This is a genomic window from Dactylosporangium sp. NPDC000555 (assembly GCF_040300025.1).
Taxonomy (GTDB): Bacteria; Actinomycetota; Actinomycetes; order Mycobacteriales; family Micromonosporaceae; genus Dactylosporangium.
In genome coordinates this window covers 78,538-93,300 of record NZ_JBEPDB010000026.1, presented here as the reverse complement: position 1 = coordinate 93,300, position 14,763 = coordinate 78,538, and the positions used below count along the sequence as shown (strand labels likewise).

Genomic DNA, 14,763 nt, shown 5'->3' with positions numbered 1-14,763 from the left:
CACATAATAACACTAACTCCAATACTATCCTTTTGCATGGTTTAACTCACGCGTCCTTGCCCTCCGCCCCCCCGGCGCGCGGCGCCCGCCCCCCCCCCCTCCCGGGTCCCACGACACGACCGAACGGACGTGAAGCAGTCATGAGGCAACACCTGACCGCCGGATGCGCCGCCGTTGTCGCGACCCTGTTCGCCGCCGCGCCCGTTGTCGCGGCGCCGGCGAACCCGTCGCCGTCGCCGGGCGCGCCCGAGCCGAGCAAGGCGTCCGTGACCTGGTCGGTCGCGCCGGCCACGGCGCAGGGACCGGACGGGCGCCCGGCCTTCGAGTTCGAGACGGACCCCGGGCAGACACTGCGCGACGTCGTGGCGGTCACCAACTTCGGCGCCGCGCCCGTGACCTTCCGGCTCTACGCCAGCGACGCGGTCAACACGGCATCGGGCGGCTTCGACCTGCTTGCCGGCGACACGAAACCCACCGACGTCGGCGCGTGGGTCTCGCCGGCCCAGCAGCACGTCACCGTCCCGGCGCACGCCACGGTGAACGTCCCGTTCACGCTCGCCGTTCCGGCGAACGGTACCCCGGGCGACCACGTCGGCGGCATCGTCGCGTCGCTGCAACAGCAGGGCAGCGGCCCGGTCGTCATCGAGAACCGCATCGGCTCCCGGATCTACCTGCGCGTGCGCGGCAAGCTTGTGCCGTCGCTCGCCGTCACCAGGCTCGACGCGGACTACCACGACTCGATCAACCCGTTCTCCGGCGGCGACGTCACCGTCGACTACACCGTGCGCAACACCGGCAACGTCCGGCTCGCGGCCGGCCAGCTCGTCGACGTCACCGCGGCGACCGGCAGCCGGCTGTCCACCGCCGCCGGGCCCGCCGTCGCCGAGCTCCTGCCGGGCCAGTCCCTGCAGTACCGGCTCACGGTCCACGGCGTCGGCCCGCTCGGCCCGCTCGGCGCGAAGGTCGTGGTCACCCCCGCCGCGGTGCAGGGCGACAAGTACACCGAGTCGCTGTCGGCCGCGGCCCTGGGCACCGGTCAGCGCAGCGCGGACCTGTTCGCGATGCCGTGGAGCCAGCTCGCGGTGCTGGTGCTGCTCGCCGGCGCCGTCTGGCTGACCGTGGTCGAACTGCGCCGGCGCCGCCGCAACGCCGCGCGCGCCCTCGCCGAGGCCGTCGATCGCGCCCGGCTGCAGGAGCGGCGCGCGGCCGTCCAGCGGCTGGAAGAGGCGCGAGTGGAGGAGACGCTGTGACCCGCCGTACCATCCTCGCCCTTGCCCTGTTGTTCCTCGCCGCGCTGGGCGGCGCCGGCGCCGCGACCGCGGCCTCCGCCGACGACGGCTCCGTGACGATCACCATCACCGTGCCCGAGGGCGCGAGCCCGTCGCCGTCGCCCTCACCCGGCGGACCCTCCGGCGGCCTGCCGCGCACCGGCCCGGCGGTCGCGGTCGTGGTCGGGGGAGCCGCCGCATTGATCGTCGTCGGCGCGGGGCTCATCGCCCTGGGCCGGCGATCAGGTAAGTCCGACCACACCTCGGCCCCGTAGCGGCCCAGCAGAAAGGACCCGTACCTGTGAACCTGTCCAAGCGGACATTCCTGGTGGCGGCCGTCGCCTCGTCGTTGCTCGTGGGCGCGTTCAGCGCCCCGGCCGCGGCGGCGACCACCGGGAGCACCGTGACCGTGAAGCCGCTGTCCGGTAGCTGGCAGTTCGGCGACGGCAACCCCGCCGACACCGTCACGCTCGTCGCGCCGGCCACCAACTGCCCCGCGGGCTCCCAGTACTACCTCAACGCCCTCACGAAAGAGGGCGACGAGGCCAACGTCATCAGCGCCGGCACGGCCCTCGCCGCGCCGGTCGCGCTCGGCGCCGACCTGAGCATCCCCGTGCAGACCGGTGCGTTCAACAACGGCAACACGCAGTTCCTCGTCGGCGGCATCCTGCCGGCCGGCACCTCGGACGCCGCGCTCAGCGCCGCGGACGCGGCCAAGCCGGTGGGCACCGTCATCGCCACCGCGCCGTTCAGCATCGTCGGTGCGTGCGTCGATGCGAACTTCGCCGTCGTCAGCTCCTACGTGACGCCGATCGACATCTCGGCCGCCACCCGCGCGCCGAAGGCGGCGGACTGGCCGGTGGACACCTTCTACGACGTGCTGCAGTGGCGCTGGGACGGCCGGGCCGACGCCGCGGCCGGTTTCTTCGCCTTCCCGACCACCGTCAAGGTGAACAAGCCGCTGATCGCCCTGATCCAGGTGACGGCCGACGGCAGCACCCCGACCGGCACCGTGCAGATCAAGGACGGCTCGACGGTCGTCGCCACCGCCACCTTGTTCCACGGCGTGGCCGCGGCGATCGTCCCCGGGCTCAACCCGGCCGGCAACCACCGGCTGACCGCCGTCTACTCCGGCGACAGCCACGTCCGGCCGGGCACGTCGAGCCCGGTGACGATCCGGGTCCTCGCCTGACGAACCCCGCACAGCGCAAGCAGCCATACCCGCACCAACGGTGCCGGAGCGCTTCCCCGCCCCGGCACCGCCCACCATAGCTCAGGAGGCGCAGTGACCGCCCTGCTGCCGGCACGGCCACAGCCGCCGGAGTACGAGCCGCCGGACCTCGGCCCGATCCCGGCCCCGGAGTGGGAGGACGACGACACCCCGCCCGCCTGGCGGTACTTCCTGAGCTCCGCGCTGATCGTCCTCGCCGCCGTCCTGCTCGGGCTGACGGTGCACGTCACCGCGGTCAGCCGCCTGGTCCACGAGTCGAAGCAGAGAGCCGGCATGGACACGCTGCGCATCGACCTCGCCAGGGCGACCGCGCCCGTCGGACAGGCCCGCGACGGCAAGCTGCTCCCGCTCGGCACGCCGGTGGCCGTCCTGCGCATCCCGGCCCTGCGGGTCGACGAGGTGGTGTTCGAGGGCACCACGGGCGGCGTGCTGATGGGCGGACCGGGGCACCAGCGCGACAGCGCGCTACCCGGACAGGCCGGCACCGCCATCATCATGGGCCGCACCGCCTCGTACGGCGGCCCGTTCCGCGGCCTGCAGCGCCTCGTCCCGGACGACCGCATCACCGTCCTCACCGGACAGGGCGAGGCCACCTACCGGGTCACGGGCAGCCGCCGCGCCGGCGACGCGGCGCCGCCGCCGGTCGCACCCGGCGCCGGCCGGCTCACGCTCGTCACGGCCGTCGGCGCCCCGTTCCTGCCCGAAGGGGTGCTGCGGGTGGACGCCGAGCTCGTCTCGCCGCCCCAGCCGAACCCGCCGCGTCCGCTGCGTCCCGGCTCCGTCAGCCCGCAGGAGCTCCCACTCGCCGGCGACACGTCGTCGCTGTGGATCCTGGTCATGGGCCTGCAGGGCCTCGTCGCCGCCGCGGCCGGCACCGTGTGGTCCCGGCACCGCTGGGGAGGCGTGCGCACCTGGATCGTCTTCGTGCCGCTCGTCGCCGTTTTCGGCCTGCTGGTCGCCGAGCAGACCGTACGACTCCTGCCCAACCTGCTCTGAAACGCGAGGACCATGCCATGGACACGACCGCGCCCGAAGTTGTCGTTCCCGACTCGTACCACAGCCACCGCGAGCTCTTCGGACTCCAGGCGATCGGGGTGACGGCCTGGTTCGGCCGCCGCATGGTGCTCGACCGGGTCTCCCTGCACCTCCGCGCGGGTGAGGTCACCGCGCTCATCGGCCCGTCCGGCTGCGGCAAGTCGACGTTCCTGCGCACCCTCAACCGGATGCACGAGCTCGTGCCGTCGGCGTCGATGGCCGGGCAGGTGCTGCTCAACAGCGAGGACATCTACGACCCGCGGCGGCGCCTCACCGACGCCCGCCGGCAGATCGGCATGGTCTTCCAGAAGCCCAACCCGTTTCCGGCGATGTCCATCTACGACAACGTCGTCGCCGGCCTCAAGCTCACCGGCCAGCGGGTCGCCCGCTCGGTCAAGGACGAGCTGGTCGAGGAGTGCCTGGTGCGCGCCGGGCTGTGGCGCGAGGTGCGGGACCGGCTGCGCCAGCCCGGCGGCGCGCTGTCCGGCGGTCAGCAGCAGCGGCTGTGCATCGCCCGATCATTGGCGATCCGCCCGAAGGTCCTGCTCATGGACGAGCCGTGTTCGGCGCTCGACCCGACGTCCACCCGGGTCATCGAGGAGACGATCGCCGAGCTGGTCGAGGACGTTACCATCGTGATCGTCACCCACAACATGCAGCAGGCGGCCCGGGTCTCCCAGCAGGCCGCGTTCTTCCTCGCCGAGGAGAACCAGCCCGGCCGCATCGTCGAACACGGCCCGACGTCGCTCATGTTCGGCTCGCCACGCGACCCGCGCACCGCCGACTACGTCCACGGCCGTTTCGGGTGACCCACCCGACGCTCGCAGATTCCTGCCGCCCGCTGTAACCGAGAAGGGCCCGCGCTCCGTCCAATCGGTGTGAGGGACGCGGAGGCAGAGTTCCGGGACTTCGTCAGCGTGCAGTTGGAGCCGTTGCGCGGCCTGGCGTACCTGACCTGCGGCGACTGGCAGGCCGGCGAGGACGCCGTGCTCACCGTGCTCGCCCGGCTCTACGCGCGGTGGCGGCACATCGACAACCCGCTCGCCTACGTGCGTACCGCGGTGGTGCGCGCCGCGATCGACGAGACGCGCCGGCCCTGGTGGCGGCGCGAGCAGGCGGCCGGCGACGCGCTGCCCGACCGGGCGTTGCCCGACGACGGCACCGGCGAGGTGGACGAGCGGCTGCGGGTCCGGGCCGCGCTGCTGCGCCTGCCGCCGCGCCTGCGTGCCGTGCTGGTGCTGCGCTTCCTGGAGGGGCTCAGCGTCCAGCAGACCGCGGAGGCGCTGGGCTGCCCGGAGGGCACCGTCAAGGGGTACACCTCGCGGGGGCTCGACGGGCTGCGCCAGATCCTCGGAGTCGACGTTTCCATCGAAGAGCATGCGGAGGGGCGCCATGAGATCCGAACTGCCTGAGCTGCTGCGGGACGCGCGCACGGCGCTGCCGCCGCCGCGGTTCGACGTCGAGGACGCCGTCGCGGCCGGGCGCCGGCTGCGCACGCGGCGCCGGGTCGGCCGCACGGGGCTGTTCGCCGCGGTCACCGTGGTCGCGGCCGTCGCGATCGCGGCCGTGGCGCCGCGCCTGGGAGTGCCGGCTGTGCCCGCCGAGACCGGTGACGCCGGCGCATCGGCGTTCGACTACCCGGCCGAGCCGCTCGTGGGCAACATCCGGCCGTTCACCGGCGAGCGGTTCTCGCTCTCCGGGACCGTGCACGTGACGCCGGGCTATCAGGTGGCCGAGGTGACCCGGCCGGATGCGGCCAGCGTCGTGACCGGTCCGACGGAGAGCTATCGCGGGTTCAGCTTCGCCGCCGGGGTCGTCGTGGTGTACCGCGCCGGCGCCTTCGACCCGTCCGCGTTCGCCGGCGGCGAGCCGGTCCCGGTCGGCCGCCGCCCGGGCCGGTACCTCCCGTCGTTGCGGCTCATGGCGGGCCTGCCCGACGGCCCGGCGCTGGCGTGGCAGTACGCGGACGACGCCTGGGCGGTCGTCGCCTCCACCGAGCAGGGCCGGCCGATGGCCCGCGATGAGCTCGCGTTCGTGGCCGCCGCTCTGCGCTCCGGTGAGCCGGACGCGGCGCGGCTCGCGTTCAGGCTCGGCCACGTGCCCGCCGGGTTCACCCCGCAGGCGGCCGGCACCGCGGACGGCTCGCTCACCAGGTCGATTCCCGGCGAGTCGTACGTCAGTTTGGTCAAGGGTGCCGCCACGTACACGAGTCTCGCGGGCCCGGTCAGCGTCCCCGAGGCCGGCGGTGTCCGGCTGCCGACGATAGAGCTGACGTTGTACCGGTCGTGGTACGCGAAGGACACCCGCGCGCCCGGCGAGGCGTTCTGCCAGCGGCCCGGCCTGTGCTACACCAGCAGCCCCGACGGTCAGTGGCAGATCGAGGCCGCCGGCGGCCCGTCCGTGCCCGACGACGAACTCCTGCGGGTGCTGCGCTCCATCACCGTCGCCGACCCGGCCAGCCCGCCGACCTGGCACCTCCTGCAGGACGCGGTCCCGTCGTCATGACCAGCCGGCCCCGGCTCGGCGCACGCGAACCCCCCGGCTCGCCGCCGCCGGTCACGCGTGGATGCGCGCCCACCGCCGGGTGCGCAGGCGGAGGCGGCCGCCGCCGGTCGTGGTGCAGTGCAGGTCCTCGCCGAGCTCCTCGTAGCGGGTCAGCAGGCCGTCGCGGAGCATGGGCAGCAGGTGGGCCCGCTTGCGTACCAGGGTCAGGGCGGCCAGGGCGAGGTAGAGCAGGGACAGGCCGAGCAGCTCGCGCTCGTGCCACGCCGCCGGGACCGCGGCGCCGAGCGCGAACTGCAGGACGAACAGGCCCGCCAGCAGCAGCGCCGCGCGCAGGCTCAGCGTCAGGCCGACCAGCAGCGCGATCGCCAGCAGCGACTGGGCCGCCGTCAGAAGCAACTCGTCGCGCTGGGCGGGCTCGATCGGCAGGCCCGACCAGCCGCCGCTGGAGGCGGCGAACACGATCGGCACCGTGCCGACCAGCAGGGTCCACTGGTTGACCTTCGACGAGACCAGCGCGCCGAGGGCCTCCGTGGTGTGCAAACGCCACGCGTACAGGCCGGCGACGAGCAGCTCCGGCGCCTCCGAGGCCAGCGGCGCCACCCACTGCACGAGCAGGAACTGGCTGACGCCCAGTTGCGCGCCGGTTTCGACGAGTCCCTCGGCGAACGGCTCGGCGCACAGCAGGATGACCCCGGCCGACACGGCGAACAGCGCGATGACCGTGGCCCGGCGGGGCGTCTTCGCCAGGCCGCCGACCCAGGCCGACGGGCCGATCAGGTCGGGCTCGCCGGCCGGCGCCCGAGACACGCGCCAGCTGTAGGCGACGAACACCGCGACGAGCACGGCGGTGTCCCACAGCGTCAGCGTGCGCCTGAACGGCAGCAGCAGGCAGTACAGCGACGCGATGGCCAGGAACGCCAGCGGTACGGCATCCGCGCGTCCCAGCCGGATCCCCCGCCCCTTCGAGCGCCGCCACGCGATGAGCACCACGAGGACCCACCCGACGCCGACGAGGATCCGGTTGGCCCCGGTCATGTTCGCCAGCGCCAGCGAGCACGCCGAGGTCTCGGCGCCCGGTGGCGCGCAGGCGGCGCCGTACCGCGCCGCGGCCTCGCCGCCGCGCCAGGTGAACACGAAGTCGACGGAGTACTCGGGCAGGACGGCGATCAGCGCGAGCAGCGCGACGGCGAGCCCGGCCGACACGTCGACCTGCGCCGCCTCGGCCGCCCAGGCGAGCACGAACGCGGCCCCGACGATGGCGGCGCCGAACACGAGCGCCGCCGCGGCGGCCGGCGCATCGACGCCGGCGAGGGCGACGACCACGCCGGGGACGGTCACCGCGAGCGCCAGCAGGCCGGAGATGGGGGCTCGTCGCACGTGCGCCGACTCTACCGCCCGGTCGCCCGGCGAGGGCGATGGCGGGTCGCCGGCCGGCCCAGACGCTGGATCCGTCGGGGCCACCCGGCCCCGAGCCGATGCCACGTGGTGGCGAGCAGTCGGGAGGCAGGCACATGGACGACATCTCGTTCGGTGACGTCGTTCGGTCGACGCTGTGGTTCATGGTGGTGTTCGCCTGGATCTGGCTGATGGTCAGCATCCTGACCGACATCTTCCGGGATCACTCGATGAACGGGTGGGCGAAGGCGGCGTGGACCGTGTTCCTCATCGTGTTCCCGTGGCTGGGCGCGCTGGTGTACCTCGTCGCGCGCGGCCGGTCGATGAACGCACGCTCGGCCGAGCGCGCCCGGCAGCAGGAGGCCCAGGTCCGCGACTACGTCCGCGAACAGGCCCGCGACGTGGCCCCCGCGCCGAGCACCGCCGACGAACTGACCAAGCTCGCCGATCTCAAGCAGCGCGGCGTGCTGACCGAGGCCGAGTACGACCGCGCCAAGGCGGCGCTGCTCGGGTCCGGGCCCACGACCGGCGCCTCGGTCGGGGCGAACGGCAACGCCGCCGGCTGGACGCGTGGCTGATCCCACCAGCCCCACGGGGCGGCTCGGGCGGTACGGCCGGCTTGGCTGGTCCTTCACCGGCCTGGTCATCGGCGCTGCGATGCTGGTGGTCGCCGGGGGGATCCTGCTCCCGCTCGTACTGCCCCTGCTGGTGATGGCCCTCGTCGGCGCGACCCTGCAACCCGTCGTCGACGGTCTTCGCCGCCGCGGGGTCCCGGCCGGAGTGGCGGCTCTGGCCGGGGCCATCGCGGTGCCGCTCGCACTCCTCGCGCTCGCGGTGCTGTTCGGGATCGCGGTCGTCGGCGAGGCCTCGAAATGGCTGCCCACCGCCGAGCACGCCGGTGCGCGGCTGCACCAGTTGCTCGGCGCCGACCCGGTGCAGACCCTGCGGCAGTGGCCGGGCTGGCGCACCGCGCTTACGGGGCTCGGCTCCGCCTTCGCCAGCAGTGCCGTCGTGGCCGGTCAGGTCGCCGTCGGCATCCTCATCGGCGGGTACCTCCTCTTCTACGCCTTTCGCGACGGCCCGCGCTGCTTCGAGGCGCTCGAGGCGCGGCTGCCACACCGGCCGGGCCTGCTGCGCGAGCTCGCCGGCAGCGCCGCGTACCAGTTCCGGCGATACATGCTCGGCACCACGTTCATCGCGCTCATGGACGCCGCCGTCATCACGCTCGGCGCGTTGCTGCTGGGGCTGCCGCTGGTCGGGACGATCGCGATGCTGACGTTCGCCGCCGCGTACGTGCCCTATCTCGGCGCCTGGATCTCCGCCGGGTTCGCGGTGCTCATCGCCCTCGGCGCCGGTGGGGTGCCGACCGCGGTGTGGATGCTGCTCATCGTCCTCATCACGCAGAACGTCCTCGAGGGCATCCTGCGCCCCGCGGTGTTCGGCCGCGCGCTCGGCCTGCACCCGGTGACCGTGCTCGCCGTCACGGTCCTCGGTGCCGCGGTCGGCGGCCTGTTCGGCGTGTTCCTGGCCCCGCCCGTCGCCGCCATCGCCGTCTCGTGGCGCAGAGCCCTGGGAGGTACCGCATGACCACCGTCACGACCGAGCGCACCACCGCCGCCGTGCCGTTCTGGCAGCTGCTCGCCGTCGGCGCCGTCACCCTGGTGTTCGGCATCGCCGTCCTCGTGCAGCCGCACGCCACCCTGCGCCTGCTCGGCGTCCTGGCCGGCATCTGGCTCGTCGGCACGGGCGTCATGCGGCTCGTCGGCGCCTTCAGCCGCGCCCACGGCCTGACCCAGCAGATCCTCGACGGCGCGCTGGGCCTGATCCTGCTCGTCGTCGGCGTGACCTGCCTGCGCGACGCCGTGTCCGGGGCCATCGCGCTGTCGGTGGTCATCGGCCTGGCCTGGCTGCTCAGCGGCTTCGCGGAGCTGCTGCTCGGCCTGCTGGCCCGCGGCCGGGCGCGGCTGGGGCTGTTCGCCCTGGCCGCCGCCTCGATCGTGGTCGGCCTGGTGTTCCTGGCCAACCCGGGCCTGTCGCCGCACGCGCTGATCCTGCTGACCGGCATCACGTCGCTGATCCTCGGCACGGCCGAGATCGTCGTGGCCCTGCAGTTCCGGCGCGTCGCCCGCCCCGAACGCAACACCTAGATACTTCGACCTGAAAAAGTGAGTTCGGGCGCGGTTGGTCACGCATGGTGGCGGCGGTCGCGGTGGTGTGGACTGCTGCTGGGGCTTGGGTTTCAGGCGTTGGCGGCGGCGAGGGCGGTGATTTTGGTGAGGTTGTGGGCCAGCACGCCGTATCCGCACCAGATTCGGGCGCCGGAGAGGCCGTCGAGGCGGGTGCGGTCCCAGTCGTAGCGGTGTTTGAGGTGGCTGATCCGTCCTTCGCAGCCGGTGCGCCATTTGACCAGGCGGCGGAAGCCGGGTTGCCGCTCGTGGGCTTGCCGGGCGGTGCCCGGCTTGCCTTTGCGGGGAATCGCCACCGTTTTCACGCCGGCGTCGCGTAGGTCGGTCTCCACGGCCGCCTCGCCGTAGCCGCGGTCCGCGGCCACCGCGCCCGGCGGTCGGCCGGTGCGGCGGGTGACCCGTTCGACCGCCGGGGCCAGCTGCGGGCCGTCGGGAGGGTTGCCCTGCTCCACCGTGTGGTCCAGGACGATGCCGTCGATGTTGTCGACGACCTGGGCCTTGTAGCCGAACTCGACGGGTTTGCCGAGGCGGCCCTTGGCGATCGGGCGGGCGTCGGGGTCGTGCAGGCTGATCAGACGGGTCGCCGCGTCCGGCATACCGCCGGCCAGCCGGGTCCGCGCCTGAGCGATCACCCGGTCGGTGCGCTCGATGATGACCGCCAGTTCGTCGACGGCGCGGCGCAGTCGGCCCTTGGCGCGGCCGGTCACCCGGGCCAGGGCATGGCGGGCGTTGCGTAGCACCGCCCGCGCTTCGACGGCACTGTGCTGTGCCAGGCCGGCCAGTTCGGCGGTGATCCGCGCGATGGTGGCCTGACCCTCCTCGCGGGCCTGCGCGCCGCGCAGTCGCAGGTGCGCCGCGATAGCCCGGACGCGCCGCCCGGCGGCGCGGGTGCGGTCCCGAAACCCGGTGCGCGGCGCGGCACCGACCGCCCTGATCCGGCGCACGAGGCGGGACATCCGCCCGACCGCCCGCGCGAGGAGCCCGGTGTCGGTGGGGTAGTCAACGTTCGCCGACACCACGGTGGTGTCGGCGCGAACTTTTCCCGTCTTCACCACCCTGGCTTCGGCCGCTGTGGCCAGGAGTTGCTCGTTGAGTTCGGCGATCGCCTGTTCCCCGCACCGGGTGGTGATCTTCATCAGCGTGGTCGGGTGCGGCACCCGACCGTCGATGTCGATGCGGCAGAACCGCCGCCACGAGATCGAGTCGGACACCTCCGCGCACAGCGACTCGTAACCGAGGCGGTAGCGGTGCTTGAGGAACATCAACCGCAGGTAGGTCTCCATCGGCACGCTCGGCCGGCCCATCCGCGCCGAGAAGTGCGGCACGAACGGGGCGAAGAACCGCTCATCGTCCAGCCACGCATCGACGCGTTCCAGCTCCGCGGGTAGCCGCAGGCACACCTCCGGCAGTACCGACTCCCACAACGACGGCTGGATGTTCCGCGTCCGCAGCATGACCGCAATCCCTTGCGCGCCAACGACTTCCTGTCACCGGTCATTGTGGTAGCCCGGCGTGCCCAGCCCAGCCGGACACGCCGACAACCGTCGATCTACTTTTTCAGGTCGAAGTAGATAGCGCTAGACTGCCTCGGCCGCGGCGCGGCCGGCGGTGCGACCCGAGAACAGGCAGCCGCCCAGGAACGTGCCCTCCAGCGAGTTGTACCCGTGCATGCCCCCGCCGCCGAAGCCGGCCACCTCGCCGGCCGCGTAGACGCCCGGCAGCGGGCTGCCATCGGCGCGCAGCACGCGGCCCGACAGGTCTGTCTCCAGGCCGCCGAGGGTCTTGCGGGTCAGGATGTTCAGGCGCACCGCGATCAGCGGGCCCGCCTTCGGATCCAGCAGGCGGTGCGGGGTGGCGACGCGGATGAGCTTGTCGCCGCGGTACGACCGGGCGCCGCGGATCGCCGTGATCTGCGCGTCCTTGGTGAACGTGTTGGCCAGCTCGCGGTCGCGGGCCTCGACGGTGCCGCGGATCGCGGCGAGGTCCAGCGGAACATCGGGCTCGAGCCGCTGCATCCCGGCCACCAGCTCGTCCAGCGTGGACGCGACGACGAAGTCCGAGCCGTGCCGCTTGAACGCCTCGACCGGCCCAGGCGCGCCCTTCTTCACCCGCTGCAGCACCTGCCGGACGCTGCGGTTGGTGAGGTCGGGGTTCTGCTCGGAGCCCGACAGCGCGAACTCCTTCTCGATGATCTTCTGGGTCAGGATGAACCAGCTGTGGTCGTACCCGGTGGCCATGAGATGCCGCAGGGTGTTCAGCGTGTCGAAGCCCGGGAAGCACGGCCCCGGCAGGCGCCGGCCGGTCGCGTCCAGCCACAGCGACGACGGGCCGGGCAGGATGCGGATGCCGTGGTCGGGCCAGACCGGGTCCCAGTTGCGCAGGCCCTCGGTGTAGTGCCACATCCGGTCGGGGTTGATGATCCGCCCGCCGGCCGCCTCGGTGATGCCGAGCATCCGGCCGTCGACGTGGGCGGGCACCCCGGCGACCATCCGCCGCGGCGGGGCGCCCAGCCGGGCCGGCCACGCCTTGCGGACCAGGTCGTGGTCGCCGCCGATGCCGCCGGAGGTGACGATGACGGCCTGCGCGGAGAGCTCGAACTCGCCGGCCGCGGTGCGTGAGCTCGTCTGTCCACGAAGGACGGTGCTGGGCTCCAGGACCGTGCCGCGCACCACGCCGCCGGGCAGCAGCGCGTCGACGCGGTGGCGGAAGCGCAGCTGCACGCGGTCGCTCGCGCGCACCCGGCGTACGAACGGCTCGATGACGCCCGGCCCGGTGCCCCACGTGATGTGGAAGCGCGGCACCGAGTTGCCGTGGCCGTCGGCCGGCCCGCCGCCGCGCTCGGCCCACCCGACCACCGGGAACAGCCGGTGTCCCATGGCGCGCAGCCAGGCCCGCTTCTCGCCCGCGGCGAAGTGCACGTAGGCCTCGGCCCAGCGGCGCGGCCACTCGTCCTCCGGCCGGTCGAACTGCGCGCTGCCCAGCCAGTCCTGCCAGGCCAGCTCGACCGAGTCGCGGATGCCCATCCGGCGCTGCTCCGGCGAGTCGACCAGGAACAGCCCGCCGAACGACCAGAACGCCTGCCCGCCGAGGCTCTGCTCGGGCTCCTGGTCCAGCAGGATCACCCGCTTGCCCGCGTCGGCCACCTCGGCCGCGGCCACCAGCCCGGCCAGGCCCGCCCCGACGACGATCACATCCGCATCCACCCGACCAGGCTAGGTACGCGTATGCCAAAATCGTTGGTGCCCGAGATACAAACTCCGGCGGATTTTGTCACCCCGGTGACAAAAGCCGCGCTGCCGCAGCATCTTCAAGACCTGCACCCGCTGCTGCAGGAGCGCGTCCTCGCGGCTGTCCGCGCCGCGATGCGCGGGCAGGGCCGCTCGCTCTCCGGCGGCCAGGGGCACGGCCTGACCCTCGGCGTCGAGACGGCCGTGGCCACCTTCACCTCCGGCGCCGAGCTCGGCCCCACTCTCGCCGTCTTCGCCGAGCTGGGTCGCACCGAGTACCGCGAGGGTCACCGCGTCGACGCCCTGCGCTCGATCCTCACCGTTGGCGCCCAGACCTTCTGGGCCGCCGTGGTCGAGCGGCCCGGCCCGGTGCCGCCGGCCGAGCTGTACGTCATCGCCGCCGCCCTGTTCGGCTACGTGGACGCCCTCGCCGGCGCCGCGGCCGAGGGCTACCTCGACGAGCAGCGCGACGCCGCGCACGACTGGGCCCAGGTGCGCCGGCGGCTCATCACCCTCCTCGTGCAGCCCGACCCGCCCGCCGACGCCGCGCTGCACGCCGCCGCCGAGGCGGCCCGCTGGCCGCTGCCCGCCCAGCTGTGCGCGGTCAGCGTCGAGGGCGCCGACGCCGAGCACCTGGCGCGGGCGGCCGGCGGCGGCGCGATCGCCACCGTGATCGACGGCGCGACCCGCCTGCTGCGCCCCACCGCGTCCACACTGGACCGCACGCTGGCCGGGCGCCGCGCCGCCGTCGGCCCGGTCGTCCCGCTGCGCGAGGCCCGCCGCTCCTACCGCATCTCCCGCAAGGCCCTGGAGCTGCAACAGGCGTCCGGCCTCCCCGACGGCGTGGTCGACTGCGACGAGCACCTCGTAGCGCTGCTGCTGTCCTGGGAGCCGGGCGTCGCCGACCGCCTGGCCGACCGGGTGCTGGTCCCGCTGGCGGACCTGTCGCCGGCGTCGCGCCGCCCGCTGGCCCAGACCCTGCACGCCTGGCTGCGCGCCCAGGGGCAGGTGATCCCGGCCGCGCGGGCCCTGCACACCCACCCGCAGACGGTCCGCTACCGCCTGCGCCGCCTGCGGGACCTCTTCGGCGACGCGCTGGACGACCCGGACGAGCGCCTGGCCCTGCAACTGGCCCTGCGGGCGCGCTGGGCCCCGGATATGTCCGCCACTCCGTGACGGACATATCCGAAATTTCGGTTATGCTCGGCTCGAGATGCTGATCCGGCGGCCGCGGCGTGTGGAGCTTTCGTGATCACGGAGAGAAAGTGCTCAAATCAGTACAAGAACTCTCCGTGGGCATGGCGAGAATAGGTCGTGGCAGGGGGTGGTGGTCAGGACGTGCCGGGCGGCGTGTAGCGGGGTGTGTGCGACGGCGGTCATGGCGCGTTTGTCGCCGCGGCGGGCGGCGATGTGGCGGTACTGGGCGTTGGGGTAGCGGGTGCGGGTGCGGCGGTGCCGCGGGAGCTTTTGAGCCATGTGTTGGTTGGGCGGGTTGGTGCGGGTTTGGGCTTGCTGCCGGTCTTGTTGTTGCCGGGGCATAGTCCGGCCCAGGAGGTGAGGTGCGCGGTGGTGGGGAGGCGGTGCGTCCCGGATACGCCGAAGATGTCGGTGGCGACCGTGGGCAGTTTGACCCCGGCGTCTTCGAGGAGCTTCTGCGTCCGCTGCTTCTCGCGGGCCCGTTCGCGGAGTAGTACGCCGGTGCGGCGGCGGGTCAGATCCCGCAACCGGCGGATCGGCGCGTCGGGCACGAACGAGGGCCGGACGAGGCTGTGGGCGACCATTTCACAGATCAACTCCGAGGTCGTCTAGCCTGCGGTTACGCTGGGACTAGCTCCCGCGTCCGGATCATGTCGGGCTCACGGCACCAATCGAGGAAACGACGTCAACACCGCCGGCCACCGCCACCCACATTTTTC

15 protein-coding genes are annotated in these 14,763 nt (G+C 73.3%); 11 read left to right on the top strand and 4 right to left on the bottom strand.

The annotated features are described in order from the left end of the window. Positions 1-140 precede the first annotated feature (140 nt). The 7 genes from ABT297_RS18205 to ABT297_RS18175 all read left to right on the top strand — a co-directional run bounded on the left by ABT297_RS18205 (position 141) and on the right by ABT297_RS18175 (position 6,039). A complete protein-coding gene (locus tag ABT297_RS18205) occupies positions 141-1,250 on the top strand; it encodes a WxL protein peptidoglycan domain-containing protein (RefSeq protein WP_350550574.1) in 1,110 nt (369 codons plus the stop codon). Further along, entirely contained in the window at positions 1,247-1,543 is a 297-nt protein-coding gene (locus ABT297_RS18200) for a hypothetical protein (RefSeq protein WP_350550571.1), read from the top strand. The genes ABT297_RS18205 and ABT297_RS18200 overlap by 4 nt, the downstream gene beginning before the upstream one ends. Positions 1,544-1,569: 26 nt before the next feature. After that, on the top strand, positions 1,570-2,460 hold the full coding sequence (locus ABT297_RS18195; RefSeq protein WP_350550568.1) for an Ig-like domain-containing protein: 891 nt from the start codon (positions 1,570-1,572) through the stop codon (positions 2,458-2,460). 93 nt (positions 2,461-2,553) lie between these two features. Next, positions 2,554-3,495, top strand: a complete 942-nt coding sequence (locus ABT297_RS18190; protein ID WP_350550566.1) for a sortase — start codon at positions 2,554-2,556, stop codon at positions 3,493-3,495. A 17-nt stretch (positions 3,496-3,512) separates the two neighbouring features. Then, positions 3,513-4,343, top strand: a complete 831-nt coding sequence (locus tag ABT297_RS18185; protein ID WP_502885584.1) for a phosphate ABC transporter ATP-binding protein — start codon at positions 3,513-3,515, stop codon at positions 4,341-4,343. Positions 4,344-4,412: 69 nt separating this feature from the next. Next, a complete protein-coding gene (locus ABT297_RS18180; protein WP_350550564.1) occupies positions 4,413-4,946 on the top strand; it encodes a SigE family RNA polymerase sigma factor in 534 nt (177 codons plus the stop codon). Next, positions 4,927-6,039, top strand: coding sequence for a hypothetical protein (locus ABT297_RS18175; protein ID WP_350550562.1), 1,113 nt, complete (start codon positions 4,927-4,929; stop codon positions 6,037-6,039). The genes ABT297_RS18180 and ABT297_RS18175 overlap by 20 nt, the downstream gene beginning before the upstream one ends. Positions 6,040-6,090: 51 nt before the next feature. Here ABT297_RS18175 and ABT297_RS18170 read toward each other — a convergent pair whose 3' ends face one another. Then, positions 6,091-7,416, bottom strand: coding sequence for a calcium:cation antiporter family protein (locus tag ABT297_RS18170; RefSeq protein WP_350550560.1), 1,326 nt, complete (start codon positions 7,414-7,416; stop codon positions 6,091-6,093). A 134-nt stretch (positions 7,417-7,550) separates the two neighbouring features. On the opposite strand from ABT297_RS18170, the gene ABT297_RS18165 reads away from it, so the two are divergent. From ABT297_RS18165 to ABT297_RS18155, 3 genes are read left to right on the top strand one after another with little or no spacing between them, the layout of a single operon-like run. Next, on the top strand, positions 7,551-8,012 hold the full coding sequence (locus tag ABT297_RS18165; RefSeq protein ID WP_350550558.1) for an SHOCT domain-containing protein: 462 nt from the start codon (positions 7,551-7,553) through the stop codon (positions 8,010-8,012). After that, a complete protein-coding gene (locus ABT297_RS18160; RefSeq protein ID WP_350550555.1) occupies positions 8,005-9,021 on the top strand; it encodes an AI-2E family transporter in 1,017 nt (338 codons plus the stop codon). The genes ABT297_RS18165 and ABT297_RS18160 overlap by 8 nt, the downstream gene beginning before the upstream one ends. After that, entirely contained in the window at positions 9,018-9,581 is a 564-nt protein-coding gene (locus tag ABT297_RS18155; RefSeq protein WP_350550553.1) for an HdeD family acid-resistance protein, read from the top strand. The genes ABT297_RS18160 and ABT297_RS18155 overlap by 4 nt, the downstream gene beginning before the upstream one ends. Before the next feature lie 92 nt (positions 9,582-9,673). On the opposite strand, the gene ABT297_RS18150 is transcribed toward ABT297_RS18155, so the two are convergent. After that, positions 9,674-11,074 carry an ISNCY family transposase gene (locus ABT297_RS18150; RefSeq protein WP_350550550.1) on the bottom strand — a complete coding sequence of 467 codons (1,401 nt, stop codon included), beginning with the start codon at positions 11,072-11,074 and terminating at the stop codon, positions 9,674-9,676. A 123-nt stretch (positions 11,075-11,197) separates the two neighbouring features. Continuing rightward, entirely contained in the window at positions 11,198-12,823 is a 1,626-nt protein-coding gene (locus tag ABT297_RS18145) for an FAD-binding dehydrogenase (protein ID WP_350550547.1), read from the bottom strand. Positions 12,824-12,898: 75 nt separating this feature from the next. Between ABT297_RS18145 and ABT297_RS18140 the strand changes: the two genes are divergently transcribed. Beyond that, a complete protein-coding gene (locus tag ABT297_RS18140) occupies positions 12,899-14,023 on the top strand; it encodes a PucR family transcriptional regulator (RefSeq protein ID WP_350550544.1) in 1,125 nt (374 codons plus the stop codon). Between the two features lie 200 nt (positions 14,024-14,223). Here the strand turns inward: ABT297_RS18140 and ABT297_RS18135 are convergent, their stop codons facing one another. Then, positions 14,224-14,628, bottom strand: a complete 405-nt coding sequence (locus ABT297_RS18135; protein WP_350550542.1) for a transposase — start codon at positions 14,626-14,628, stop codon at positions 14,224-14,226. Between the last annotated feature and the right edge of the window lie 135 nt (positions 14,629-14,763).